Origin of the sequence: uncultured Nostoc sp. (assembly GCF_964245445.1) — a bacterium.
Lineage (GTDB): Bacteria > Cyanobacteriota > Cyanobacteriia > Cyanobacteriales > Nostocaceae > Nostoc.
In genome coordinates, this window is sequence record NZ_CAXTNE010000058.1 from 1 (window position 1) to 25,418 (window position 25,418).

Sequence of the window (25,418 nt, forward strand, 5' to 3'; positions counted from 1 at the left end):
CCAATCCCCAATCCCCAATGCCCCATGCCCAATCCTTAAAATATGCCAAGTAAATATGCCTTAGCTGACTGATACTGTCAGGATCATAAAGTAAAGAGTAAAAGGCAATCTATTTTGACTTTTAACTTTCTCCTTTTGTTCAACTTTCCACAAGGGTAGGTTTAATCTTGACTAAATTGAAGGTTGGTATCAATGGCTTCGGTCGAATCGGGCGACTTGTGCTTCGCGCTGGCATCGATAACCCCAACATTGAGTTTATAGGCATTAACGACCTAGTACCACCAGATAACCTCGCTTACCTATTAAAGTACGACTCAACCCACGGCAAATTAAAGCACAAGGTTGAAGCCAAGGAAGATGGTATCCTCATAGACGGGCACTTCATTCCTTGCGTGTCGGTGAGGAACCCAGCAGAGTTACCTTGGGGAAAATTAGGTGCAGATTATGTCGTGGAAGCTACTGGGCTTTTCACTGATTACGAAGGAGCCGCAAACCACCTGAAGGCAGGTGCAAAGCGAGTAGTAATTTCCGCTCCCACCAAAGATCCAGATCGAGTTCCTACCCTGCTAATGGGTGTAAATCATCACCTATTTGACCCTAGCAAGGATATCATTGTCTCCAATGCTAGCTGCACTACAAACTGTCTAGCTCCCATAGCTAAGGTCATCAATGACAACTTTGGGTTGACTGAAGGGTTAATGACCACAGTCCATGCGATGACTGCCACTCAGCCAACTGTAGACGGCCCCAGCAAGAAAGACTGGCGGGGTGGTCGAGGTGCAAGCCAGAATATTATTCCTTCTTCCACAGGCGCAGCTAAAGCTGTAGCGTTGGTTTTACCAGAATTAAAGGGTAGGCTGACTGGTATGGCATTACGAGTTCCGACTCCCGATGTCTCTGTAGTTGATTTAACTTTCAAAACAGCCAAAGCTACCAGTTACAAGGAAATCTGTGCTGCCATGAAGGAAGCTGCCGCAGGTTATCTAGCGGGTATCCTGGGTTACACAGATGATGAAGTAGTTTCCACAGATTTTCAAGGCGATACCCATTCCAGTATCTTCGACGCGGGTGCTGGGATTGAGTTGAACTCAAACTTCTTTAAGGTAATTGCCTGGTATGACAACGAGTGGGGCTATTCAAATCGCGTGATTGACCTGATGTTGTCTATATCACAAAAGGAAAAACTCGCACCGACAGTTGCTGTGGTTTGATTGGTCATTAGTCATTAGTCATTAGTCATTTGTCATTGGTCATTGGTCATTGGTCATTAAATTTTGACCCTTGACCCTTGGCTTTTGGGATTTGGGTTGAATGGTAAATATGCTGAAAACAAAACGCCATTTAGTATCTTTATTTAGCAAACCAGTGATATGAAGCACATGTGAATTTGGATGCGAACTCTCTTAATTACGAATTACGAATTACGAATTGGTATAAACCATCCAAATTTGCAGGTTACTCCTCAACCCCTAATCCCTATGCGTCGAACCAAAATCATTTGTACTGTTGGCCCGGCTACATCTGCACCCGAAAAGCTGCACGGCTTGGTAGAAGCTGGAATGAATGTGGCACGGCTGAATTTTTCCCACGGGGCTTATGAATTCCACGCCCAAACTGCTCATTATCTCAGACAAATTAGTACTGAGCAGCAAAAGCCGATCGCAATTATGCAAGACTTGTGTGGCCCAAAGATTCGTTTGGGAACTTTACCACCAGAAGGGTTAAATTTAGAAGCTGGTAGTGAAGTCACCTTTGTTTTGCAAGAAAAGGGTGAGAGTATCGACGAACTACCCTTACCATTGCCGACTTTGTTCGCAATGGTGCGACCAGGTGAACCGATTTTGATTAATGATGGCCGCGTCAAGTTGATTGTTACCGATCGCGATGCCGATCACATTCGCGCACAAGTAAAAATTGGCGGGTTAATTTCTACACACAAAGGAGTAAACCTACCACAAACTCCTTTACCTGTTAGTTCAATCACCGAAAAAGACTTGCTCGATCTGCGCTTTGGGATTCAGTTGGGTGTAGACTGGGTAGCGGTGTCCTTCGTGCGATCGCCACAAGACTTAGAACCCGCCAAACGCATGATTGAAGCTGCTGGTGCTTCCATCCGCTTAATTGCCAAAATCGAAAGAGCAGAAGCAGTAGAGAATTTTGACTCAATTCTGAAGGTTGCGGACGCGATTATGATTGCTCGTGGCGATTTAGGGGTAGAAGTACCAATTCACGAAGTCCCCCTAATTCAAAAAGATATTATTCGTCGTTGCAATCGTGCTGGCAAGCCGGTGATTACAGCCACCCAAATGCTAGAGTCGATGATTAGCGCCCCCGATCCCACCCGCGCCGAAGCAACCGATGTTGCCAACTCCATCTTAGATGGTACGGATGCAGTAATGCTTTCTGGTGAAACAGCTGTCGGGCAATATCCCATCGCCGCCGTCGAGATGATGCACAACATCGCCGTGCGGACAGAACAGGCTCTAGATGAGGGTAGCAGACATGCTTGGTGTCATGAAGCAGGCAGTCTCAGCGTTACCGAATCTGTGGCAGAGTCCGTGTGTCGCATCGCTTATGAAACAGGCTCACGAGCAATTCTCTGTAACACTTCATCAGGAAGTACGGCGAGAATGGTGTCTAAATATCGCCCTACTTCTCCCATTATTGCCCTTACCCCTGACATCACCGCTTATCGCCAACTAGCGCTTTCTTGGGGTGTGGAAGCTTTACTGATCCCACCAGTCCACAATGCCGAAGAGATGTTTACCAATGTGGTGAACACAGTTGTAGACATGGGTTTAGCCAATAAGGGCGATAAAGTAGTTATTACCTCTGGTGTTCCAATTGGTAAATCAGGAACAACTAGCTTAATCAAAGTGCATTCGATTGGACAGCCAATTTCTGCATAAGGCACTTAGAATAGGGCTGTGGCTGAAGATAGTAAGCAAAATTGGGCAATGATTAAGAAAAATTGCCAGAATCAGAATTGAAGGAAGAGTAAAGAGTGTAAAGAACTGGGGAATAAGTAAATCCTAAACAAACATTACGGAGTATTTTATGTCTAAGAATTTACTGGAACAATTGCGGAAAATGACTGTTGTGGTCGCAGATACAGGGGATATCCAGGCAATTGAAAAGTTCAAACCCCAAGACGCTACCACCAATCCTTCGCTGATTACTGCTGCGGCGCAAATGTCAGGATATCAGGGAATTGTTGATCATACTTTACTCCAGGCGAAGAAAGATGCTGGAGCCGGAGCCACCCAAGCACAGATAGTTTCTCTGGCTTTTGACCGTTTGGCAGTTGCCTTTGGATTAAAGATTTTGCAAATCATTCCCGGTCGCGTGTCTACAGAAGTGGATGCTCGTTTGTCTTACGATACCGAAGCTACCGTAACTAAGGCACGGGAATTAATTGCCCAGTATAAAGCCGCCGGAGTTGGCCGCGATCGCGTCTTAATTAAAATCGCCAGTACTTGGGAAGGTATTCGCGCTGCGGAAATTCTCGAAAAAGAAGGTATTCACTGTAACCTTACCTTGTTGTTTGGTCTTCACCAAGCGATCGCCTGTGCAGAAGCCGGTATTACCCTAATTTCTCCCTTCGTCGGTCGGATTCTTGACTGGTACAAAAAAGATACCGGACGCGATAGCTACCCAGCAGCCGAAGATCCAGGAGTTTTGTCAGTCACCAAAATCTACAACTACTACAAAAAATTCGGCTATAAAACCGAAGTTATGGGAGCTAGCTTCCGTAACCTTGGTGAAATTACTGAACTTGCAGGTAGTGATTTGCTAACTATTTCGCCATCACTTTTGGCTGAATTGCAAGCAACAGTTGGAGAACTGCCACGCAAACTTGACCCTGCTAAGGCAGCAAACTTGGAAATTGAAAAGATATCCGTTGACAAAGCTACATACGACAAGATGCACGCTGCTGACCGCATGGCGACCGACAAACTAGACGAGGGAATCAAAGGTTTCACCAAGGCACTAGAAGACCTTGAGAAACTTTTAGCAGAGCGACTAGTTCGCCTTGAAGGAGAGGTAGTCGCAGCTCATTAGAACGTAACGATAGTTAGTGGTTAGTGGTTAGTGGTTCAACCACTAACCATTCATTACTTACATCAGCCGTCGTTATTAACGACGTCGGAAAATCTGGTATCGTCCGTAAGGCTGCCGTTGTCTAAACTCCTGTCGTTGTCTCAACTCCTGCCGTCGTCGGATAATCTGCCGTTGTCGGATATTTTGGTATCGTTTGGGCTGTCGTCGTTGGAGAATCTGCCGTTGTCTAAACTCCTGCCGTCGTCGAATAATTTGGTATCGTCCTGGCCGCCGTTGAGCAATTAAAAGCTCTCCGGTTTTATCTCCAACTAGGTTAGCCTCAGGTGTAGCGCTCTGTTCATTGCGAGCATTAATTAAAGAAATATCCTTTGCTTGAGCTAATGAGGGCGGATACACAAAAGCACATAGCAATAGCGCTATTGAAGATAACTTCTTGAAACCTTTCATGTTTTTGCTTCTACTAGACTTTCGGTAATAACTTTATTAAACACCTTAAAGCCAGCAAATTATTCTTCATCCACTTTTTTTAAACTTAATTTGGGATGAAATCATGGATTTAAAATTCAGCCTTATGGTTAATTGTAAATTAAAGCAAACTGTGTAAATAAAGAGTGATTTCTAGGAAAATGTAATTTTTCTCAATGGTTACAACTATTGTAAAACCTCTAGGTGAATATTTAGAACCTGAAAATTCTTTCAAATCATACTTGTTATACAATCAAACTTAAAACTATCTATAAAAACGAAAAAGTATTTTTACAAGTGCAATTACTTACATTTAACTTTATAAAACTCTTAATTAGATTGCAGTTTCCTAATGTTAAAGAAATTACAAGCAAAGAATTAGCCCTATTGCTATTAGATTCTGCAAAGCCTCGGCCATTAGTGCTAGATGCACGGAGTCAGATAGAATATGCAGTGAGCCATATTGAAACAGCAACGCAGATAGACGCTCTTATACCTGACTTAGCAGCACTTTCGACAGTTTCAAAAGATAGACCAATAGTCGTGTACTGCGCCATTGGCTACCGTAGCGCCAAATTAGCCCAGCAGCTTGATAAAGTTGGGATGAAATGCATTTATAACTTGAGCGGTGGGATTTTTCAGTGGGCAAATGAAGGAAGGCTCATTTTTAAAGACGACCAACCTACACAGGTTGTACATCCTTACAATGCAATCTGGGGAAAACTGCTGAAAACTCGTTACCATGCTCTGGAGCATTAAAGTTGAATTTTACCGTTTTTCCCACAATCTCTATTTTTTATATTTAACATGATATCTTGATCTATACTAGCTTTTTGCTGCTGTGCGACAGAAAAATCTTTAGGAGAAACACCTAACTGCATCTAGGTATTGTGCCATAGTAGCTTCAGCTCTGCCAAGTTGTGTCCTGGTATTTTATAACCAAGGCAAATAAATGAATTTAAAATGTGATTTAGATATAACAAATAATCACCAAGAAAGACACTACGAACTCGATTGGTTAAGAGTATTGGCGGTGCTATGGCTAATTTATTTTCATGCTGCCGCAGTTTTTTACCAAGGCGAATTAGGCGATTTTTATATTAAAAATGACTTACCAAGCCCTGTCCTTGGATGATTTATCTTTTTTGTTCATCAGTGGCACATGCCATTGTTTTTTTTAATTTCCGGTGCTGCCTCTTGGTTTTCTCTTCAGTTGCGAACACCGATGCAGTATGTGAATGAGCGCTTTAAGCGACTATTGATCCCCTTCATATTTGGGACGCTGGTTTTAGTTCCTCCTCAAGTCTATTACAAACTTCTTACAGATCACGCAGATATCGGTTCCTATTTCCAGTTTTACCCACAGTTTTTTAACGGGATTCGTCCTCAAGGTAATTTTGAATGGGCGCACCTATGGTTTGTGATCTACCTATTTGTAATATCTCTTGTTAGTCTCCCTCTGTTATTATTCTTCAAGCAACAGATTGGTCAGCACTGGTATTCTACTATTGCCCCTTTTATGAAACAGCCAGGAGCCATCTTTTTAACTGCTCTACCATTGGCTATGATTGAAGGTGCATTCCGCCCCAAATGGTTTGGTTTTCAAAATCTTTATGATGACTGGGCAAATTTATTGCTGTACTTTTTTTATTTTGTTTATGGCTTTATTCTGTGTTCTGATACCGGATTTAAACTAGTAATTGCCCAATATCAAAAGCTCGTGTTGTTTATGGCAATAGTTACCATGTCTATTATCTTTGGAATACAGGTAACTGAGGTTCTTCCTGTACGCGGCTATTCTGGAGAATATATCCTTTACCAAATGTTGCGAGGCTTCAATTCTTGGTGTTGGGTAACTGCCATACTTGGACTAAGTCAGAAATATCTATCATTTACTAATAGTATCCTGCAATATACAACCCTTGCGGCTTATCCAGTTTTTTTGCTGCATCAGACAGTTTTAGTAGGGATATCTTTTTATGTAGTGCAATGGAATTTAGGCATAGCTGCAAAATTTTTAATTATTAGTACAGGAACCGTTTTGGTGACAAATGCTTTGTATGAAATATTTATAAAACATTTCAACATTGTCCGATTTATCTTTGGACTAAAGCCGAACAACATCAACAAGTAAAATAAAGATAACGATAAAACTACTAAATCGGTATGTCTCAAGTTTCTATTATCATTCCTACTTTAAATGAAGCAACTAACTTAGGACGTACATTGCGCCAACTGACTTTACTTAATCCTCCTCCTTGCGAAGTGATAGTGGTAGATGGTGGCAGCCAAGATCAGACGGTGACAGTTGCAAAGCAAATTTTTGAGTCATTTAATCAAACTTTGAATGTACAAGTTCTTTCATCTCAACAGCCAGGGCGTTCTCTTCAAATGAATTATGGAGCATCAGCAGCAACTGGAGATATTATTTGCTTTCTTCATGCAGATACTTGGGTTCCAGATGATCTAATCTCCGTCATCAATAAGACGCTGGCAGAGCCTACCGTTGCTTGCGGGGGGTTCATTTCTCTGATGTCAGGATCTCAAACAACTCGTTGGGGTATCTCTTTACATAATTATCTAAAAACCTACTACGCACCACTATTATTTAAGCCTCACCTATTTTTTCGAGGATTGCGTCTGTTGTTTGGAGATCAAGTAATGTTCTGTCGTCGAATTGATTTTTGGGATTGTGGCGGATTTGATGAGGCATTGCCGATTATGGAGGATGGAGATTTATGTCTAAAATTAGTTAAAAAAGGACGTATTTATCTGGTAAATCGTATTGTTCATTCCTCAGATCGTCGCGTAGCCAAATGGGGTAGCTTCAAAGCAACTGGAATTTACCTTTACATTGGGTTTTTGTGGGGGATTGGTGTTAATGCAAATTATCTTAAACAGTTTTATCAAGATATTCGCTGATTTAAACTCCAATCATAGTGAAGATAGGATATCCGCGTTGAGGCGTTAAGAGGATAGTCTGTTTTCAAGTAGGAGCGAATGTATTCGGGAATGGAGGGTGCAACTTTTAAAAAATCCTGACGATACCACTTCAAGATTTTATTACAGTAAAGTGTTTTGCTCTCGATGTCATAACGGACTTTTTCAGGGTTATTTATGAAACGACGTGCATCTTCATCTAATTGCTGACTGACTTGCTCAGGAAAGTAGGCTCCCGAACGTAGTAAAGGACAACCAACTGAAGCACAGACGATCGCAAAATGAATTTGTGGCTCCTGCAATTTGTCCCGCAGAATAAAGTTCTCAATTTCAGCTAAACTGTAACTTTCCCCAAAGATATAATAAGCGCGACGTTGGAAGAACCACAAAAAAGCTAGCCAGTTGGGAATCCCTAAAATTCGCGGGCGAATCGATTCTATCGGGTATCTCTCTAAAATTGTTGAAATGGTGAAGGCATTGTAAAGATTAATCCACAATGCCAATTGTTCGAGATTGTTGCTATTAGATTTAAAAGCCAGATTTTTTTCGCTAGATAACCAATCTGCAATTGCTTGGGGTTGCTCTTTTTTCCAAGCTACATAGTCTACACGACCCTGTTGATCAACATACTGACGCAATAACTTGTCCCAGAGTTCAAAATCAATCATTATCGCTGTGTTAATATATTAGCCGTTTTTTTACTTATAACAATCCAAACTGAGAAAATAGGGGGATTAAAAGTAGGTTTTTTAAGCTTCTCAGTGATTTTCTCTTTCACGAATGATTTAGGATTGCTATACATTATAAAGTTAATAGCAAATTAAGTCTAGATAATTTTTTTGGCTTGCCTTAGTAAAAGTTTGTTTGAGCGTAACCTTATTTTCTTCTGTTACTAGTATTTTTATCAAGACAGCAATAGCAAAGTTCGTAATTTATTCATCTTCATTTCAAATCCTTCTTCAATTATGAGAAAGCCTCTAAGCTAGAGAGTAGTTAGAGGCTAGGAACTTTGTTATCTGCTTTTATAAAAGCTACCTCTATCACCAAACCTTTGCCTCTAACTATGGAGTACTTGAAGGCATATATGAATACTCGTCTAAGTTAAGCTTATATGTAATTATTGATACAAAAAAATACTACGATTATGCAGTCCAAAATTCCAGCAGGGCTAATATCTTAATTTCTCACCCTAGGTGTACAAAGCTTAATTTAACGCTGAAACTTCTGATAGATTATAAAAGATTTTTTTTGGGTTACAACCTTAGATATCTCAGTATTAACTAATGGAATTACAAAAAGATTGACTGCAATGGAAAATATCAATGCGGCAAAAATGACAGAGCGTTACCTTGCTTTGGCTATCGGAATCTATTATTTACTTTTAGGTTTAGCTGGATTTATACCAGCTTTAGTTTCATTGCCAGGAACGAACGAATCTTTTATTCCACTTGATGAATCTACTAGCGCTTATTCTGCGGGTTTTGGTTATATCTTTGGTGCAATTCCAACCAACTTTTTGCATAACCTTGTACGCGCTAAAGCCTCTAGCGCATGGCTGATATATCTATCAATAAAGATTGATTAAGCAATAATTGAACTTTATGGATGCAAAACAACTGAGTCAAGAACTGCGTCAAGGAAAAGACCCTCACATGAGCCGGAGACGAGCAATTATTGGCTTGTCTATGCTTGAGGTTCAATCACAAAACAACAATCCTCCTTACTGGACACGACAACTACTCCAGTTGGGGCTATCAGGGATAATTTTACCACTCGCTGCCTCTCAACTATCCAATTGCCAAAAGCGGAACTTTTTAGTTATGGAAAGCTCAAAGCAAGTTGATTCTAGAGCTACTGAAGGACAGTTGTTGTCCCGTCCAACTCGCCCCACAACAACCGCTATGACCGGCTTACACCCACTAGGGCTGGATGGTAAGCGAGATGGTTTTGTCTATATACCTGAAACCTATCGAGCAGATCAGCCTGCTCCACTGGTGTTGATATTGCATGGAGCAGGAGGCGATGCGGAGGGTGCGCTAAAAATCCTTTATCATCTAGCAATTCGCTTTGGGACAATTCTGTTGGCAGTAGACTCACGCCAACAAACTTGGGACATTATTCGGGGTGGCTATGGCCCTGATATTGCCTTTATCGAGCGGGCATTAGCACAAACTTTCAATCATTACACTATCGATCCGAACCAGATAGCGATCGCTGGTTTCTCTGATGGTGCTTCCTACGCCCTTTCGGTTGGCATTACCAATGGCGACCTGTTTAACCACATTATTGCTTTTTCACCCGGATTCATGGCTCCTGCTAGCCAATCCGGGAAACCGCGTGTATTCATCTCTCATGGAAAGTCGGATACAGTGTTACCGATTGAACGGTGCAGTCGCCGGATTGTGCAGCAGTTAAAACAAGCAGGCTATGACCTAGAATACCGTGAGTTTAACGGATTCCACACAGTTCCTACTGCGATCGCCGAAAGAGCTATGGAGTGGTTTACTCAATCAGCATCGGATAAAGCGTTTCATCTGTGACATCAAAACAATTAACATTGCTTTACATATAGGACTAATATTTGATTTCTGAAAAAGCTCGGTATAGATCGAAAAGCCTAATTCCTTATTCCCTACTCCTACTCCCCACTTCCCACCCACGTAGATAATTTCAAAAATCAAGTACGATTCCTATATATTGTTTTTTCCACGCCTACCTACTTATTTAAAGAATAGATATGGAAAGAGAAATTAAAGATTCAGATGGAATTATATGGACTTGTATTCAAGCATTTTCAGGACTTTCTAATACCTCAAAAGCTCAAGATGCAGCTGAGGTCAAAGGAGAATCAGATACTTATTGGGTTGTCTGTACTCCTAGTGGCGGCGCACAGTCTGTACGGCTAAAGTTACAGGGTAAATGGGAAGAAGAATACTCTGATGAGGCGTTACTTAAGGAAATTAGAACGCAGCAATAATTGGCGTTGTTGATTAATCGGATGAATATAAGCTTCTCAAAGTCCTCTTTAAAAAGGAGGATTTAAAGTTTTGGATACCTCAAGTACCATTTTTAAAGCAACCTCTTAGACGCACAAGAAAAAGCAACTGACATTATGACAAATACAGTAATTATTACAGGGGCATCTCAAGGAATTGGCAAAGCTACAGCATTATTATTTGCCCGTCACAATTATGATCTTGTGTTGGCAGCTCGTCAACTTGACCGTTTAGAAGCTACTGCCGCACAGATACGGGAACTTGGACGAGAAGCGATCGCTATTTCTTGTGATGTGAAAGATCCTTTACAGGTAAACAACCTGATCCAAAAAGCAATAGATCATTTTGGTCACATAGACGTATTAATTAATAATGCAGGTATCTTTTGCTTAGGGCCCGTCGAGGATTTTAGCTTAGATGATTGGCATCAGATAATTGATACTAATTTGTGGGGCTACATCCATACTATTAATGCCATCCTGCCCCATTTTTTAGAACGTCGCAAAGGAACCATTGTTAATGTCAGTTCTATTGGTGGTATAGAACCGATTCCTTATCACATTCCCTACACAACCACTAAGTACGCCATAACTGGATTGACAAAATCGCTACACGCAGAGTTATCACCTAAAGGCATTCACGTTAGCGGAATTTATCCTAGTTTTATCAGTACTCAACTGATGGAACGAGCAATGTTTCGCGGTAAGGACGAAGAAACGGCTCAAGCGCGTTCTGAGTTGGTAGGTAAAGCAATTCAAGCTCCTGTACTAGAAAAGCCTGAAGATGTAGCAAAATCAATTTGGGAAGCAGTAAAGAATCAGCGTTCTGATGTCATGGTAGGCACAACAAACTTTTGGAAAGCAATTTATCACTTGTCTCCTAATTTGATGCAGTCAGCTTTTCGGCGTCTCTTCGGTATGGAAGAACGAAGTTAGTCACATTTACAGCGATCGAAGAGGCAGGGGAGCAGGGGACAGGGGGAAAATATTTATTTCGAGACACAAGGCGCGTTCGCTTTTGGCGTCTCGTAGAGAAAAATAATGCGTCCTTGTTTCAAACCCATACATAAATGCAGGATGAAGGGTTGCGTTTAATCATCGCTAGTTCAGCAACGAGTCAAGAACTGTCAGTGTTGCTTAAAGCTGCACAAATTGATGATTTACTCAGTCAGGATGAGGCGGTAACATCTAGCGATGCCGAAGCTTCCAAACCTGCTCCAGATATTGTGGAAGCGGCTTTGAGTCAGTTGAAGATGCAGCCATCTGAAGTAGTGATGCTGGGCGATACTCGCTACGATATTGAGTCTGCAAATAAAGCTGGTGTTGGCGTGATTGCGTTTCGTTGCGGTGGTTTTGATGATAGTCAATTAAAAATGCGATCGCCATTTACAACGAGCCTGCTGACTTGTTAACACATTATGACACCTCACCTCTAGCAAGCAAAGCAATGACGAGCAAATAATCATTTAAAAATGCCGCCGTTTATTGCTTTGGTCAGTTGCCAACTTTTCCAGCCATGTTGATGCTTCTTTGTACAGTTTGAACTGGCTTTCACTGATACGAAACTCTCTTGTGTGAACCATTCTTCTGTCCTGAACCCAATTTATGCCGTGGTACTTGTGTAGCAATTCGTGATACAAGACAAACTCACTCACAAATTCAGGTACACTATCATTGTCAAGGGTTAAGCTGATCACCACCCGATCTCTAGCTGGCTCATAGTGCCCAAACTTCCGGTAAGTATGAATTTGGCTCCATGCAAGACGCGGTTTGGCAAGAGTTGCAGCAAAATATTCACGGTTTAGTTTGTCAAATAACTCATTTAGGTTATAAAACTTACTTTGTGGGTTTTCTGCAATTACTTCCGCAATTAAATCAAGCTCTAGCAGTACATTACTGTATTCTTCAGAACTGGCAAACGACCTAATTAGTCGCGTATTATCTTGATTTCTCCCAAAAAGAGCAGATTCCACTAATGCTGTCATTACTTCTTCTGACGCATTAATGAACCCCTCATTAACAATAATATGAGCAGCATCACCAGACCTTTTACCCTTGTATAAAAGTGCAAAACTAGTGAATTCAATCATTAGTTTTACTGACTCTTGTCCATGTTTTATTAACATTTTTTTAGCAATTTGCTGCATACGACAAGTACTTTCCAGGTGAAGTTGCAGGTTAACTTCGTCCGTTAAGAACTTCATCCAAGAGTAGATTTGCCGCGATGAACGACTTAGGTTTGCTGGTGTTGCTTGCTTGTTAAAACATATTTCTTCAATGGCTGTTACTATTTTTACTAAAGTTTGTGTTATTTGTTGAGTCTGTGCAGATTTTAGAGTAGAATTAGATACTAAGTTAAAAATCGATTGCAAAATAATATTCTGTTGTGTTTTAATATTTTTTAATCGGATATTATTAATATTCATTTGTTATGTTATTATTTCGGATTTTCGGATAAAAACTTACTACAAAAACCAATCATTAGGCTTATAAACTGTTAGCGCTCATACTTATGTGGAAGCAATAGCCAGAAACTTTTCTTTCAATAGGTCAAATATAGGTTTATTGAAGTAAACTCCCTCCAGTATCAGAAGCAGGAGGCAGGAGTCAGAAACTGTTTATGGCTGATTTTAATTCCTGCATTTTGTACTCTCAGTTACTTGCAAAATGCTGCATATAGTAGTCCTAAATCATTTGTGAAAATTATATATCTCTTTCTTCTTTCTTCCCTTTGCGTCCTTTGCGGCTCGTTCCCTTATCTATATTTTTCACGAATCAAATCGAACTACTATAGAAATCCTATTTGAGTTATAAAAATTATCGAACCGCCTTCTCTGCGAGAGACTTCCGCCAACGCGTAGCCTCTCGTAGAAAAGCCGCCTTCGCAAAGCGTCTCGCAGAGAAGCCGCCAAGAAAACAAGGAAAGAAGTTTACGAATTATTTAAGACTGCGATATATTTATTGCACCCAACAGAGAACCGCTATAACACTTGATATTTTTGTGCTACTAAGCAAGACGACGTAACACCATAATAGAACGATCTGTAACTGGCACAGTTTGCTCACCCATAATCAATTTTCCTGGGCTAAGGAAACGAGCTTCGTTGGTGTCAATAACTATTTCCCATTCCCTGTCCTGGAAAACATTGGGTAAAGCAAACTCAATCGTTTCGTAGTGAGCATTAAAAAATAACAGAAAGCTCTCATCAATAATCCGTTCACCACGGGGACCAGGAGTAACAATGCCCTCGCCATTCAAGAAAATTTCCATAGCTTTGGCATAACTAACTAGCCACTGCTTTTCAGTCATTTCGCTGCCATCGTCATTAAACCAACCAATATCACTGATCCCAAAACCGTGAATAGCACGGCCTTGAAACCACTTACGCCGTCGAAACACTGGATGCTGATGACGAAAATAAATGAGTTCGCGGCTAAAATCTAGTAGTTCGGAATTAGACTTTTGTAAACTCCAATCACGCCAGGAAATTTCATTATCTTGGCAGTAGGCATTGTTGTTACCCCTCTGAGTGCAACCAATTTCATCTCCTGCTAGTAGCATGGGTATGCCTTGAGACAGCATTAGAGTTGCTAAAAAGTTGCGTCGCTGACGTTCCCGTAAGCGGATCATGTCTGGGTCATCGGTTTCTCCTTCTACACCGCAATTCCAAGAGCGGTTATGGCTTTCCCCATCCCGGCTATCTTCGCCGTTAGCCTGATTATGCTTTTCGTTGTAGCTGACCAAATCATTGAGCGTGAAGCCATCATGAGCAGTGATGAAATTAATACTGGCACTGGGATTACGCCCGTTTGCTTGGTAAAGATCAGGGCTGCCAGTAAAACAATAAGCAAATTGTCCGAGGCTATCATCCTCACCACGCCAAAAATCCCGGACAGTATCACGATATCTGCCATTCCATTCAGACCAACGTAAAGGAAAATTGCCAACTTGATAACCGCCTTCTCCCAAATCCCAAGGTTCAGCAATCAGCTTCACATCTGCCAGAACTGGATCTTGATGAATAATATCAAAAAAAGCTGCGAGATTATCTACTTCATATAGTTCTCGCGCTAATGCCGAAGCTAAGTCAAAGCGAAAGCCATCAACATGCATTTCTGTTACCCAATAGCGCAGGCTATCCATGATTAACTTCAAAACTTGGGCATGACGCACATTCAGAGAGTTGCCGCAGCCTGTGAAGTCCATGTTGTAACGGGAATTATCTTTAACCAAGCGATAGTATACGGCATTATCGATGCCTCGCAGTGACAATGTTGGCCCTAAATGATTGCCTTCGCCAGTGTGGTTATAAACTACATCTAAAATTACTTCAATGCCAGCAGAGTGTAAATCCTTGACCATCTGTTTAAACTCGGTGACTTGTTGTCCGAGTGAGCCACTAGCACTGTAACCGGAGTAGGGTGTCAAATAATTAATGGAATCGTAACCCCAATAATTTTTGAGTCCTTTATCCACCAGAAATCCTGGAGAGGATAAAAAGTGATGCACAGGCATCAATTCCACAGATGTGATTCCTAGTTGTTGGAGATATTGAATTGCGGCTGGATGCGCTAGACCTGCATAAGTACCACGTAATTCTTCTGGAATTTCTGGGTGTAACTTAGTAAAGCCTTTAACGTGAGTTTCATAAATAATAGTTTCGTGCCACGGTATAGAAAGTAGTTTGTCGTCTCCCCAATCAAAAGACTGATCGACAACAATACACTTCGGCATAATTTCGGCATTATCTAAATCAGAAAAAGCTAGGTCTTGTTCTGGTGAATCTAAAGAGTAGCCAAAATTAGCTGGATTATCGCTAATTTCCCCATCAATTGCCTTAGCATAGGGATCAATTAGTAGTTTATTAGGGTTAAATCGATGACCATGTTCTGGGGCCCAAGGGCCATGGACTCTAAACCCATAGCGTTGTCCAGGCCCTACTCCTGGTAGATAAGCGTGCCAAACAAAATTATTTTTTTCTGTTAAAGACAAGCGAATTTCATGATTATCAGCATCAAATAAACAAAGTTCTACACCTGTTGCATTTTCGGAAAACAAAGCAAAGTTGGTGCCTTTCCCATCCCAAGTAGCACCCAAAGGATATACATTTCCAGGCCATACAGCTATATACATAAGTGAAATACCAAAAGCTAATTTTAATGTTAGTAACAAAGAAGATGTGTTTAATAGTAATTTTTATAAGTTAATTTCAAGGTTCAGGCTAATAAATTTGAATTAACTAAATATTACTATTTTGTCCTTAAAATTTTAAAAATCGATAAAAAAACCTATGTCATTTTAAGGCAATAATAAAAATTAGATATTATTAAATGAAAATATTGGGTTCGTCCTTGTTACTTCTAAACTCATAAATCTACTAACAAGTTTATTTACAAATTTTTTCAGCCTCATTAGCCTACAAAAAATAGCAAATATCTATATCTACCAAAGTGAATAAATTTATTTATACCAGCATGTGTATTTACTTAAAACATCTTTTATGAAACTATCCTACAAATTTTTTTATTGACTTATTGTTGTAGCATTTATATATAGTAGCAGGCATGATCTACAGTGATAAGATGTCAAACATGGGTTGCTTTTAGCGAATGCACGATCATTGTAAAAGAAATAATTTTAGTACATCAGCCCTCTGTCTTCGTACTCTTTTTTTAACAAAGATATTGTTATGAGCCAGTATATTTTCAGTAGCCTCACAGCTGATGAAGAACTGAATTTTTCTGAAGAAATAGAGGTTTTTGTTTTCTCCACTTCTTTCGCCCAGCAGCGATTGTGGTTTCTCGACCAATTAGCATCAGGCAATCCATTTTACAATGTGTCAACAGCACTTTGCCTAAAAGGTTCCCTCAACTTTACCGCCTTAAAGCAGACATTCAACGAAATTGTTCGTCGCCACGAAACCTTACGTACTACGTTTGTGATGGTAGAGCAGCAACCAGTGCAGGTAATCGCACCCAGCTTAACCATACCTCTTCCCCTAATAGATATACGCAATTTCGATCAAGAACGTGAGACACAAGTACGGCGAATTGCAACCGCAGAGGCTCAACATCCTTTCAATCTCACTACCGGGCCATTGCTGCGAGTGAAGCTGTTAAAACTAGATGAAGCAGAATATGTGCTGCTGCTAAATCTACATCACATTGTTGCCGATGGCTGGTCAATTGGGGTGTTAATTAGAGAACTGGGGGTATTATATAAAGCTTTTGTAGAAGATAACCGATGTCTGATGTCTACGCTTCTGCCAGAATTACCCATTCAGTATGCAGATTTCGCCCAATGGCAACGGGAGTGGCTGCAAGCAGTAGGGGAAAACGGCTGTTCGCCTTTACAAACGCAGTTAGCTTATTGGCGAAAGCAATTAGATGGAATTTCGGTGCTGAATCTCCCTACCGACCGAGTAAGACCAGCAGTTCCAACCTACAGGGGTGCAAAACAATTTTTAGAACTACCACACTCCTTAACTCAAGCGCTAGAGGCACTTAGCTATCAAGAAGATGTAACCTTATTCATGACAATGCTTGCAGCATTTCAAACTTTGCTCTATCGCTACACGCAGCAAGAGGATATTGTAGTAGGTTCAGCGATCGCTAATCGCAACCGTAGCGAACTAGAGGGGTTAATTGGGTTTTTTGTCAATAGTTTTGTGTTACGTAGCGATTTATCAGGGAACCCGACATTTCGAGAATTATTAAATCGAGTGCGAGAGGTAACTTTGGGAGCTTATGCCCATCAGGATTTGCCCTTTGAAAAGCTGGTGGAGGAACTTCACCCAGAGCGAGATTTGAGCCGTCATCCGTTATTTCAGGTCGTATTTAGCCTGCAAAATACTCCCATCGAAGCACTAGAGTTACCTGGGTTAAAGCTTTCATTATTAGACTTCGACAGCAAAATTGCAAAGCTTGATTTAGAGTTCCATCTGTGGCGAGACTTGGAAACTCTCAAAGGACAAGTGGTATATAGCACCGATTTATTTGATCAAAGCACCATTACGCGAATGCTGGGACATTTCCAAATACTCTTAGAAAGTATTGTTGCCAATCCAAAACAGCGTGTTTCAGATTTAGCTTTGCTTACTGAAGGAGAACGACAGCAATTATTAATTGATTGGAATGACACTAAGAAAACATACCCAAATAGTAAGTGTTTTCATCAGTTGTTTGAAGCACAAGTGGAACAAAGTCCTGATGCGATCGCACTCGTATTTGGTAATCAACAACTTAGCTACAAAGAGTTAAATATACGCAGCAATCAACTTGCACATTATCTCAAAAAAAGAGGTGTAGAAACTGAAACTTTAGTTGGCATTTGTGTGGAGCGAACGCCTGAAATGATAATCGGGCTATTAGGTATCCTCAAAGCTGGAGGCGCATACCTTCCTTTAGATCCCAGCTATCCTCAAGAGCGTCTTAACTTCATGTTGCAAGATGCACAAGTTTCAATATTACTGACACAAGAAAAATTACTTCAGCATTTTACAGGATTCTCGAATCAAATTATTTGTATAGATCAAGATTGGACAACTATTACACAGCATAGCCGAGAAAACCCAAACAGTTGCGTAAGACTTGAAAACTTAGCTTATGTTATCTATACCTCTGGCTCAACAGGGCAGCCAAAAGGCGTTTTAATCGAACACCGAGGACTGTCTAATTTGGCAGCAGATCAGATTGAAGTTTTTAACTTACAACCGAGTAACCGCATTCTGCAATTTGCATCATTGAGTTTTGATGCCTCAATTTTTGAGATTGTAATGGCATTGCGAATAGGAGCAACCCTTTATTTAACAAATAAAGAATGCCTTCTACCTGGAAAAGCTTTGCTTCAACTATTACGCGAAAAAGCTATTACTCACGTTACCCTGACACCTGCGCTTTTAGCAGTTCTACCTACAGAATCATTACCTGCATTGCAAACTATTATTTGTGCAGGCGAATCATGTTCTGAGGATATAATAAAACGTTGGTGGAGTCCTAGCCGTAGGTTCTTTAACGCTTACGGACCTACTGAAGCAACCGTTTGGTCAACTGTTGCCGAAATTAAATCTGTGAGTGAAAAACCGCCTATTGGTCGCCCAATTGCTAACACTGAAATTTATATATTAGATAAGCATTTACAACCTGTACCAATTGGAATTTTAGGCGAATTATATATTGCTGGTGATGGACTAGCACGAGGCTATGTTAACTGCCCCGAATTAACTACCAAAAAGTTTATTCCCAACCCTTTTAATGGTAAAAAAGGAGTAAGGCTTTACAAAACTGGTGATTTAGCCCGATATCGACTAGACGGTAATATCGAATTTTTAGAACGTATCGATAATCAAGTAAAAATTCGCGGCTTCCGCATTGAGTTGTCAGAGATTGAAACAGTTTTAAGTCAGCACAATAATGTAGAGAAAGCAATTGTAATTGCTCAAGGTAATCTATATGACAACAAACATTTAGTAGCTTACATTGTTACTAACTCAACTCAGGAGCAAATAATTATTCAACTACGTGAATTCCTAAAAGAAAAATTACCAGAATACATGATACCAAAAGCTTTTGTAATTCTGGATTTTCTGCCGTTAACGGCTAATGGCAAAGTGGATCGTTATGCGCTAAAAGCATTTGAGAGTCAGAGCTGCTCAATGGATAAAGCCTTTATTGCTCCTCGTACTCCAACTGAATCAACCTTGGCAAAAATCTGGGCTGAAGTACTTAACGTTGAGAATGTAGGAATTCATGACAACTTTTTCGATTTGGGTGGGAATTCGCTGCTGGCTATACGTTTATTAGACGAGATAAATAAACAGTTTGAGCGTGATTTACCCTTATCTAACCTGTTTTTAAATCAAACAATTGAAAGTTTAGCAATTTCTCTATATTCCAAAAAGGATTCTTTAGCGTGGTCTCCTTTGGTTACGATTCAACCAAATGGCTCAAATCCACCTTTCTTCTGCGTCCATCCAATCTTCGGTGTTGTTTTTCCTTATTATGAATTAGCTCATCAATTGGGGAAAAATAAACCATTTTATGGACTACAACCTATTGGAATTGATGGGGAAACTCCACTAAATCGCATTGAGGATATGGCTACCCACTACATTGAAGCATTGCGCTCAGTACAACCGAAAGGCCCTTATTTTATAGGAGGTTGGTCTTTCGGAGGATGGGTTGCTTTTGAGATGGCTCAACAACTCCAAAATTCTGGGGAAGAAGTAGCTGTACTTGCTGTGCTTGATACTGTAGCACCAATTAAGAGCAATCTACCTTCTTTGAGTAATGCTTTAAAGTTTATTTTTACTACAGTAGTGCCATATATGTGGCCCTTTTTCCTCGATTATTTGTATCTAATTACTGCTCCTAGTAAAAATCGGATTAACAATTTAACTTCTCGATTTCCTAATTTTCAAAAGTTGACGCGATACTCGTTTTGGAAGTCGCTGATGCGATCGCTCAAAAGAAATCTGTTCTCGCATTTCATCCAAAAGGAGGATGCCACGGTCAACCTTGTATCTGATGAATCTCAGCGAAGGCTTTTAAGTGAGTCAGCAATTGTCCCTATGTTTCGTGTTTTTTACGCCAATAGCCAAGCAGTTCTCAACTACGTTCCCCAAGTCTACCCTAAGCGAATTAATCTTTTCAGAACAAAAGTTCAGTTAAACATTGCCGAGGAAGAGCCGAGTATGGGTTGGGATCAGCTAGCTGTGGGAGGAACGGAAATTCATCATATTCCTGGCAATCACCTAACCATGCTGAGAAAACCCCATATTCAGGTTCTCGCCGCGCAGTTAAGAGCCAGTATTGAGAAAGCACAAACTTTAAAATAAGGATCAATATGTCTTCTGAAGAGGTTTTTGTCTTTCCAGTATCTTTTGCCCAACAACGGTTATGGTTCCTCGACCAGTTGATCCCTGACAATACTATTTATAATGTACCGACAGTAATTCGCTTAACAGGTTCACTTAACTTAACGGCACTGGAGCAGACTTTTAACGAAATTGTGCGTCGCCATGAAAGCTTACGCACTACATTTATAGTGTTGGATGGGCAACCTCTACAGGCGATTGCACCCAGCTTAACAATACCTATTTTTGTATTAGACCTCCAGCTACTGCCAGATTATGAAAGGGAGGTTGAAATAAACAGCATTATTAACGCAGAGATAGAACATCCCTTCGATTTATCCTCCGGGCCATTGCTGCGAGTGAAGTTGCTTGTGCTTTCCAAGACAGAACATATTCTGTTACTGAATATGCACCACATTATCTGCGACGATTGGTCTATTGGGGTGCTGATTCGGGAACTGGGAACGCTGTACACAGCTTTTGCACAAAACCAGCCTTCCCCTTTATTAGAACTGCCTCTTCAATACGCCGACTTTGCCCACTGGCAACGTGAGTGGCTACAAGGAGAAGTACTGCAAACGCAATTAACTTATTGGCAGCAGCAATTAAATGGTATTTCTATGCTGCATTTGCCTACTGACAAACCAAGACCAGCTATACAAAGCTATGAAGGAGCAACACAATTTTTTGAGTTACCAAAAAAGCTAACTGATGCATTAGAAAAGCTTTCGCAGCAAGAAGGAGTAACCTTTTTTATGATGCTGTTAGCTGCATTTAAAACTTTGCTCTACCGCTACACAGATCAAGAAGATATTGCAGTAGGTTCGCCAATTGCTAACCGTAATCGTAGCGAAATTGAAGCTCTAATTGGCTTTTTTGTCAATAGTTTAGTACTACGCAGTAATTTATCTGGAAACCCGACTTTTCGAGAAGTTTTAGCCAGAGTGCGAGAGGTAACACTAGGAGCTTATAGCCAGCAAGATTTGCCATTTGACAAGCTAGTTGAAGAACTACATCCAGAGCGAAACTTGAGCTATCATCCGTTATTTCAAGTCGTGTTTAGTTTGCAGAATGCGCCAATGTCGGCACTAGAACTGCCTGGATTAGTGCCTAGCTTTATGAATATTGATTTAAAAAAAACGCGCTTTGATTTGGAACTACACTTATGGAAGTGTTCTGATGATTTTAGGAGCTTATGGGGTGCAAACTGGGAGTACTCTGAAGGACTTCGTGGCGTAATAGTTTATAACAAAGATGTATTTGAGAAAGCTACTATTAGGCGGATGCTAGAACATTTTAAAACTCTGTTGTCAAGCATTATTGCCAATCCAGAACAGCGTATTACAAATTTACCGCTTTTAAGTGAAGTGGAGCTACATCAGGTATTAGTGGAGTGGAATAACACTAAAACAGATTATCCTTATGATAAGTGTATCCATCAATTGTTTGAAGAACAGGTACAGCATCATCCTAATTCTATAGCAGTAATCTTTGGTAACGAGCAACTCACTTATCAAGAGTTGAATATACGCAGCAATAAACTAGCACAATACTTACAAAAAATCGGGGTAGGTTCAGAAAAGCTAGTAGGTATTTGCATTTCACAGTCTATAGAAATGATAGTTGGCTTATTAAGCATCATGAAAGCAGGAGGAGCATATCTTCCTTTAGATTCCAGCTATCCTCAAGAACGCCTAAAGTTTATGCTGGAAGATGCAGAGGTTTCAGTATTGCTAACACAAGAAAACTTGCTCAAGTATTTTGAATGTTTCTTGAATCCAATTGTTTGCATAGATAAAGACTGGGAAATTATTACTCAAGAAAACAAAAATAACCTTAAAAGTAGCGTTACATCTAACAATTTAGCTTATGTTATTTACACTTCTGGCTCTACAGGTAAACCCAAAGGAGTAGCTATAACTCACAAAGCTGTAAATCGGCTAGTGTGCAATACAAACTATATAAAGTTGTCACCATTAGATAAAATAGCCCAAGCCTCAAACACTTCTTTTGATGCAGCAACATTCGAGATTTGGGGAGCGCTACTTAACGGCGCTCAACTTGTAGGTGTTAGCAAAGATGTAATCCTTTCGCCTCATGAATTCGCATTACAGCTACAACAAAAAGAAATTAGTGTCTTGTTTTTGACAACAGCTTTATTTCAACAGATTGTCAGAGATGCTCCACAAGCTTTTGCTTCATTGCGATATTTACTATTTGGTGGTGAAGCTGTTAATATAAGGTGGGTTAAAAAGATTTTCAAACATGGTATACCAAAACATTTAATTCATGTTTATGGGCCTACGGAAAATACAACGTTTTCATCTTATTATCATATCCAAGGATTAGCAGAAGCAGCTATATTCATTCCCATTGGTTGCCCGATCAGTAATACACAGATTTATATATTAGATACCCATTTACAACCTTTGCCCATTGGTGTTATTGGCGAAGTATATATTGGTGGTGATGGTTTGGCACGAGAATATCTCAATCACACGGAATTAACTACTGAACACTTTATTACAAATCATTTTAGTAATAATTCAAAAAGACGACTTTATAAAACAGGTGATTTAGCCTGCTATTTACCAGATGGTAATATTGAATTTTTAGGTCGCATTGACAATCAAGTAAAAATTCGTGGCTTTCGCATTGAATTATCAGAGATTGAAGCCGTGTTGAATGAACATCCATCTGTGAAAGAAACAGTAGTCATTGCTCATGAGGACATACCTGATAATAAATATTTGATAGCTTATATTGTTCTTAATGTAATAGAAATATCAAATTTGGCATTTTTGCTACGTAAATATTTGAAAGAGAAGTTACCAGAATACATGGTGCCAACAGCCTATGTGGTAATGGAATCAATACCATTAACACCAAATGGCAAAGTAGACCGTCGTGCTTTACCTAGAACAGATATAGTAACTTTCGATAGATATGATTATGTGGCACCGCGATCGCAAGTTGAAGAGTTACTTGGAGAAATTTGGGCTAAAGTCCTGGCAAAAGAGCAAATAAGTATTCATGATAATTTCTTTGAATTGGGCGGTCATTCTCTACTAGCGACTCAGTTAATTTCCAGAATCCGAGATACCTTTCAAATAGATGTAACTGTACGCAATTTATTTGAAACACCAACTATTGAACAACTCGCTAAGTGCATTGATACAATGTTTTGGGCAACAAAAGGTGCAGATAAAACTGAAACTACGGGACAAGAGCGAGAAGACGTTGAATTTTAAAAAGAAACATCACCCTACCATTTATGTCATCCGATATATGTGCGCCAGCCGCAATAGCGATTAACTTAAACATTAGGAAAATGCGCGAACTGGCTGGGTTTAAGCTAAAGGGAATTAATAAAAACCCTTTGACTTACTTGTTGATGGTATTTATCTACAGCCTCACTGCCTGCATTTTTCAGCCTTGGGAGTTTTTAACAAGCTCACTAAGCTCTTATGCTGCCATCTTCATGCAAAAACCTCTGGTAGAAATCAACCTGTATTAGGAAGTGGGCTATGCATATTGGATTTCTCAACCCTCAAGGCAATTTTGATTCAGGCAATAGCCACATCACGAAACACCCAGATTTTGGGGGTCAGCTAATCTACGTTAAGCAAGTCGCCATAGCCATAGCTCAAATGGGTCATAAAGTTGATATTATCACCCGTCAAATTATTGACCCGGAGTGGCCAGAGTTTGCCGAAGCGATTGACACTTATCCAGAGCTCGATAACGTCCGCATTATCCGCTTACCAGCTGGGCCAAAAGAATTTTTCTCTAAAGAGTTGTTATGGCCTCATCTGGTCGCTGATTGGATACCCAACATCTTGAAATTTTATCAACAGGAAGGTGGTTTACCCGATGCTATGACTGCTCACTACGCTGATGGAGGGCTGTGTGGCGTTCTAATTGAAGAGGAGACAGGCATACCTTTTACCTTTACTGCTCATTCTCTCGGCGCTCAAAAGATAGACAAACTGGAAGCCACCCCAGAAAATCTCACAGAAATAGACGAGCAATTTAATTTCAGATATCGCATCTTAGCCGAACGCCTGAGCATGAATCGCTCGGCGGTTAATATCACCAGTACACGACAAGAACGCTTTGAACAGTATTCGCATCGAGTCTATAGTGGTGCAGTGGATGTAGACAACGACAACCGCTTTGCAGTGATTCCACCGGGAGCAGATTTCTCGATTTTCGGTGCAAAGGCACGTTCCGAAAATGAGGAGGCTACCGAAGGGTTCATTCAGGAGCGATTGGTACGGGACATTGCAGAAGCCCGTCGAGATTTGCCCGTTATTGTAGCATCCAGTCGATTAGAGCTTAAAAAAAACATATTGGGGCTAGTGCAAGCCTTCGCAATCAGTCCAACACTTCAGGAACGAGCTAACTTGGTGGTACTTACAGGGGGGCTGGATGATCCTTTACGAGAGGAAACTAGTGATGGCATGGCTGAAGAGGTATTAGCTCCCATTCGAGAAGTGGTCAAAGAAAACGACTTGTGGGGCAAGGTGAGTGCTTTTGGCTTGTCAGATCAGTCTCAAGAGTCACTAGCAGCAGCCTATCGGTTTTTCGTTAAACGCCGCTCAGTATTTGCGCTGACTGCACTCTACGAACCTTTTGGGCTTGCTCCCTTAGAAGCGGCAGTTGCAGGTTTGCCAGTGGTAGCAACCAAGAACGGTGGCCCCAGCGAGAGCTTGCGACAGGGAAATAAGGAATATGGCGTACTCATTGACCCAGAAGATCCTGCTGATATTGCACGCGGCTTGGAACGGTTGCTATGTGATGCTCAGGAGTGGGAGTATTTTGCCCAAGCTGGTCAGCAACGGGTGCTGAAAACTTACACTTGGGAATCTACTGCTGAAAACTACCTGTCTTCGCTTGAGCAAATTCTGTCTTCACCGGAAACCCGCCCTCGTGCTGAACTCCTTCCCATCCATCCCTACTTCCGTAATCCAGAATCGCAGACCAATGTTTTTTTGGAAGAATTGGGCGACCTTTACTTTGGATCTAATCAAAAGGTACTAAGGAATGCGGATTAAATAAAGTGCAAAACTGGGGTCAAGGCGGAAGTTCTTACAGGGAAG

Annotated in this window: 18 protein-coding genes and 2 pseudogenes; 15 read left to right on the forward strand and 5 right to left on the reverse strand. The window is 40.6% G+C overall.

The features are described 5' to 3' along the window. Positions 1-167: 167 nt before the first annotated feature. From gap to ACFE90_RS12730, 3 genes are all read left to right on the forward strand, one after another. Entirely contained in the window at positions 168-1,211 is a 1,044-nt protein-coding gene (gap, locus tag ACFE90_RS12720) for a type I glyceraldehyde-3-phosphate dehydrogenase (RefSeq protein ID WP_375500979.1), read from the forward strand. Positions 1,212-1,478: 267 nt separating this feature from the next. Continuing rightward, complete coding sequence (gene pyk / locus ACFE90_RS12725; protein WP_375501015.1) at positions 1,479-2,909, forward strand: pyruvate kinase; 1,431 nt, start codon at positions 1,479-1,481, stop codon at positions 2,907-2,909. A 148-nt stretch (positions 2,910-3,057) separates the two neighbouring features. Next, positions 3,058-4,062: a transaldolase gene (locus ACFE90_RS12730; RefSeq protein WP_375500981.1), complete on the forward strand. Its 1,005-nt coding sequence runs from the start codon at positions 3,058-3,060 to the stop codon at positions 4,060-4,062. Positions 4,063-4,137: 75 nt separating this feature from the next. Here ACFE90_RS12730 and ACFE90_RS12735 read toward each other — a convergent pair whose 3' ends face one another. Then, positions 4,138-4,509: a hypothetical protein gene (locus ACFE90_RS12735; RefSeq protein WP_375500983.1), complete on the reverse strand. Its 372-nt coding sequence runs from the start codon at positions 4,507-4,509 to the stop codon at positions 4,138-4,140. Positions 4,510-4,824: 315 nt separating this feature from the next. Between ACFE90_RS12735 and ACFE90_RS12740 the strand changes: the two genes are divergently transcribed. Continuing rightward, positions 4,825-5,286 carry a rhodanese-like domain-containing protein gene (locus ACFE90_RS12740; protein ID WP_375500985.1) on the forward strand — a complete coding sequence of 154 codons (462 nt, stop codon included), beginning with the start codon at positions 4,825-4,827 and terminating at the stop codon, positions 5,284-5,286. Here ACFE90_RS12740 and ACFE90_RS12745 read toward each other — a convergent pair. Continuing rightward, positions 5,283-5,408: a hypothetical protein gene (locus tag ACFE90_RS12745; RefSeq protein WP_375500987.1), complete on the reverse strand. Its 126-nt coding sequence runs from the start codon at positions 5,406-5,408 to the stop codon at positions 5,283-5,285. The two genes, ACFE90_RS12740 and ACFE90_RS12745, sit on opposite strands and share 4 nt — an antisense overlap. Before the next feature lie 257 nt (positions 5,409-5,665). On the opposite strand from ACFE90_RS12745, the gene ACFE90_RS12750 reads away from it, so the two are divergent. Then, positions 5,666-6,661 (forward strand): acyltransferase family protein, encoded by a 996-nt coding sequence (locus tag ACFE90_RS12750; protein ID WP_375501017.1) that lies wholly within the window; start codon positions 5,666-5,668, stop codon positions 6,659-6,661. Positions 6,662-6,693: 32 nt separating this feature from the next. Then, complete coding sequence (locus tag ACFE90_RS12755) at positions 6,694-7,449, forward strand: TIGR04283 family arsenosugar biosynthesis glycosyltransferase (protein ID WP_375500989.1); 756 nt, start codon at positions 6,694-6,696, stop codon at positions 7,447-7,449. Here the strand turns inward: ACFE90_RS12755 and ACFE90_RS12760 are convergent. Then, positions 7,434-8,135, reverse strand: a complete 702-nt coding sequence (locus ACFE90_RS12760) for a DUF547 domain-containing protein (protein ID WP_375500991.1) — start codon at positions 8,133-8,135, stop codon at positions 7,434-7,436. The two genes, ACFE90_RS12755 and ACFE90_RS12760, sit on opposite strands and share 16 nt — an antisense overlap. Before the next feature lie 641 nt (positions 8,136-8,776). Between ACFE90_RS12760 and ACFE90_RS12765 the strand changes: the two are divergent. The 5 genes and pseudogenes from ACFE90_RS12765 to ACFE90_RS12785 all read left to right on the forward strand — a co-directional run. Then, positions 8,777-9,001 (forward strand): annotated as a pseudogene (locus ACFE90_RS12765) (DUF4383 domain-containing protein); the annotation flags it as partial. Positions 9,002-9,068: 67 nt separating this feature from the next. Then, a complete protein-coding gene (locus ACFE90_RS12770) occupies positions 9,069-10,007 on the forward strand; it encodes an alpha/beta hydrolase (protein WP_375500993.1) in 939 nt (312 codons plus the stop codon). Between the two features lie 197 nt (positions 10,008-10,204). Further along, complete coding sequence (locus ACFE90_RS12775) at positions 10,205-10,444, forward strand: hypothetical protein (protein ID WP_375500995.1); 240 nt, start codon at positions 10,205-10,207, stop codon at positions 10,442-10,444. 135 nt (positions 10,445-10,579) lie between these two features. After that, positions 10,580-11,398 (forward strand): SDR family NAD(P)-dependent oxidoreductase, encoded by an 819-nt coding sequence (locus tag ACFE90_RS12780; RefSeq protein ID WP_375500997.1) that lies wholly within the window; start codon positions 10,580-10,582, stop codon positions 11,396-11,398. Positions 11,399-11,532: 134 nt separating this feature from the next. Then, positions 11,533-11,924 (forward strand): annotated as a pseudogene (locus ACFE90_RS12785) (HAD family hydrolase); the annotation flags it as partial. A 4-nt stretch (positions 11,925-11,928) separates the two neighbouring features. Here the strand turns inward: ACFE90_RS12785 and ACFE90_RS12790 are convergent. Continuing rightward, positions 11,929-12,888 carry a M48 family peptidase gene (locus ACFE90_RS12790; protein ID WP_375500999.1) on the reverse strand — a complete coding sequence of 320 codons (960 nt, stop codon included), beginning with the start codon at positions 12,886-12,888 and terminating at the stop codon, positions 11,929-11,931. Between the two features lie 581 nt (positions 12,889-13,469). Further along, positions 13,470-15,596, reverse strand: coding sequence for a glycogen debranching protein GlgX (glgX, locus tag ACFE90_RS12795; RefSeq protein ID WP_375501001.1), 2,127 nt, complete (start codon positions 15,594-15,596; stop codon positions 13,470-13,472). 556 nt (positions 15,597-16,152) lie between these two features. On the opposite strand from glgX, the gene ACFE90_RS12800 reads away from it, so the two are divergent. The 4 genes from ACFE90_RS12800 to ACFE90_RS12815 are packed head-to-tail and all read left to right on the forward strand — an operon-like array spanning position 16,153 to position 25,373. Then, positions 16,153-20,298, forward strand: coding sequence for an amino acid adenylation domain-containing protein (locus ACFE90_RS12800; protein WP_375501003.1), 4,146 nt, complete (start codon positions 16,153-16,155; stop codon positions 20,296-20,298). Between the two features lie 8 nt (positions 20,299-20,306). Continuing rightward, positions 20,307-23,567, forward strand: a complete 3,261-nt coding sequence (locus ACFE90_RS12805; RefSeq protein WP_375501005.1) for an amino acid adenylation domain-containing protein — start codon at positions 20,307-20,309, stop codon at positions 23,565-23,567. Between the two features lie 23 nt (positions 23,568-23,590). Further along, a complete protein-coding gene (locus ACFE90_RS12810; protein WP_375501007.1) occupies positions 23,591-23,833 on the forward strand; it encodes a hypothetical protein in 243 nt (80 codons plus the stop codon). Between the two features lie 10 nt (positions 23,834-23,843). Continuing rightward, positions 23,844-25,373, forward strand: a complete 1,530-nt coding sequence (locus ACFE90_RS12815) for a glycosyltransferase (RefSeq protein WP_375501009.1) — start codon at positions 23,844-23,846, stop codon at positions 25,371-25,373. The last annotated feature ends 45 nt before the right edge of the window (positions 25,374-25,418 follow it).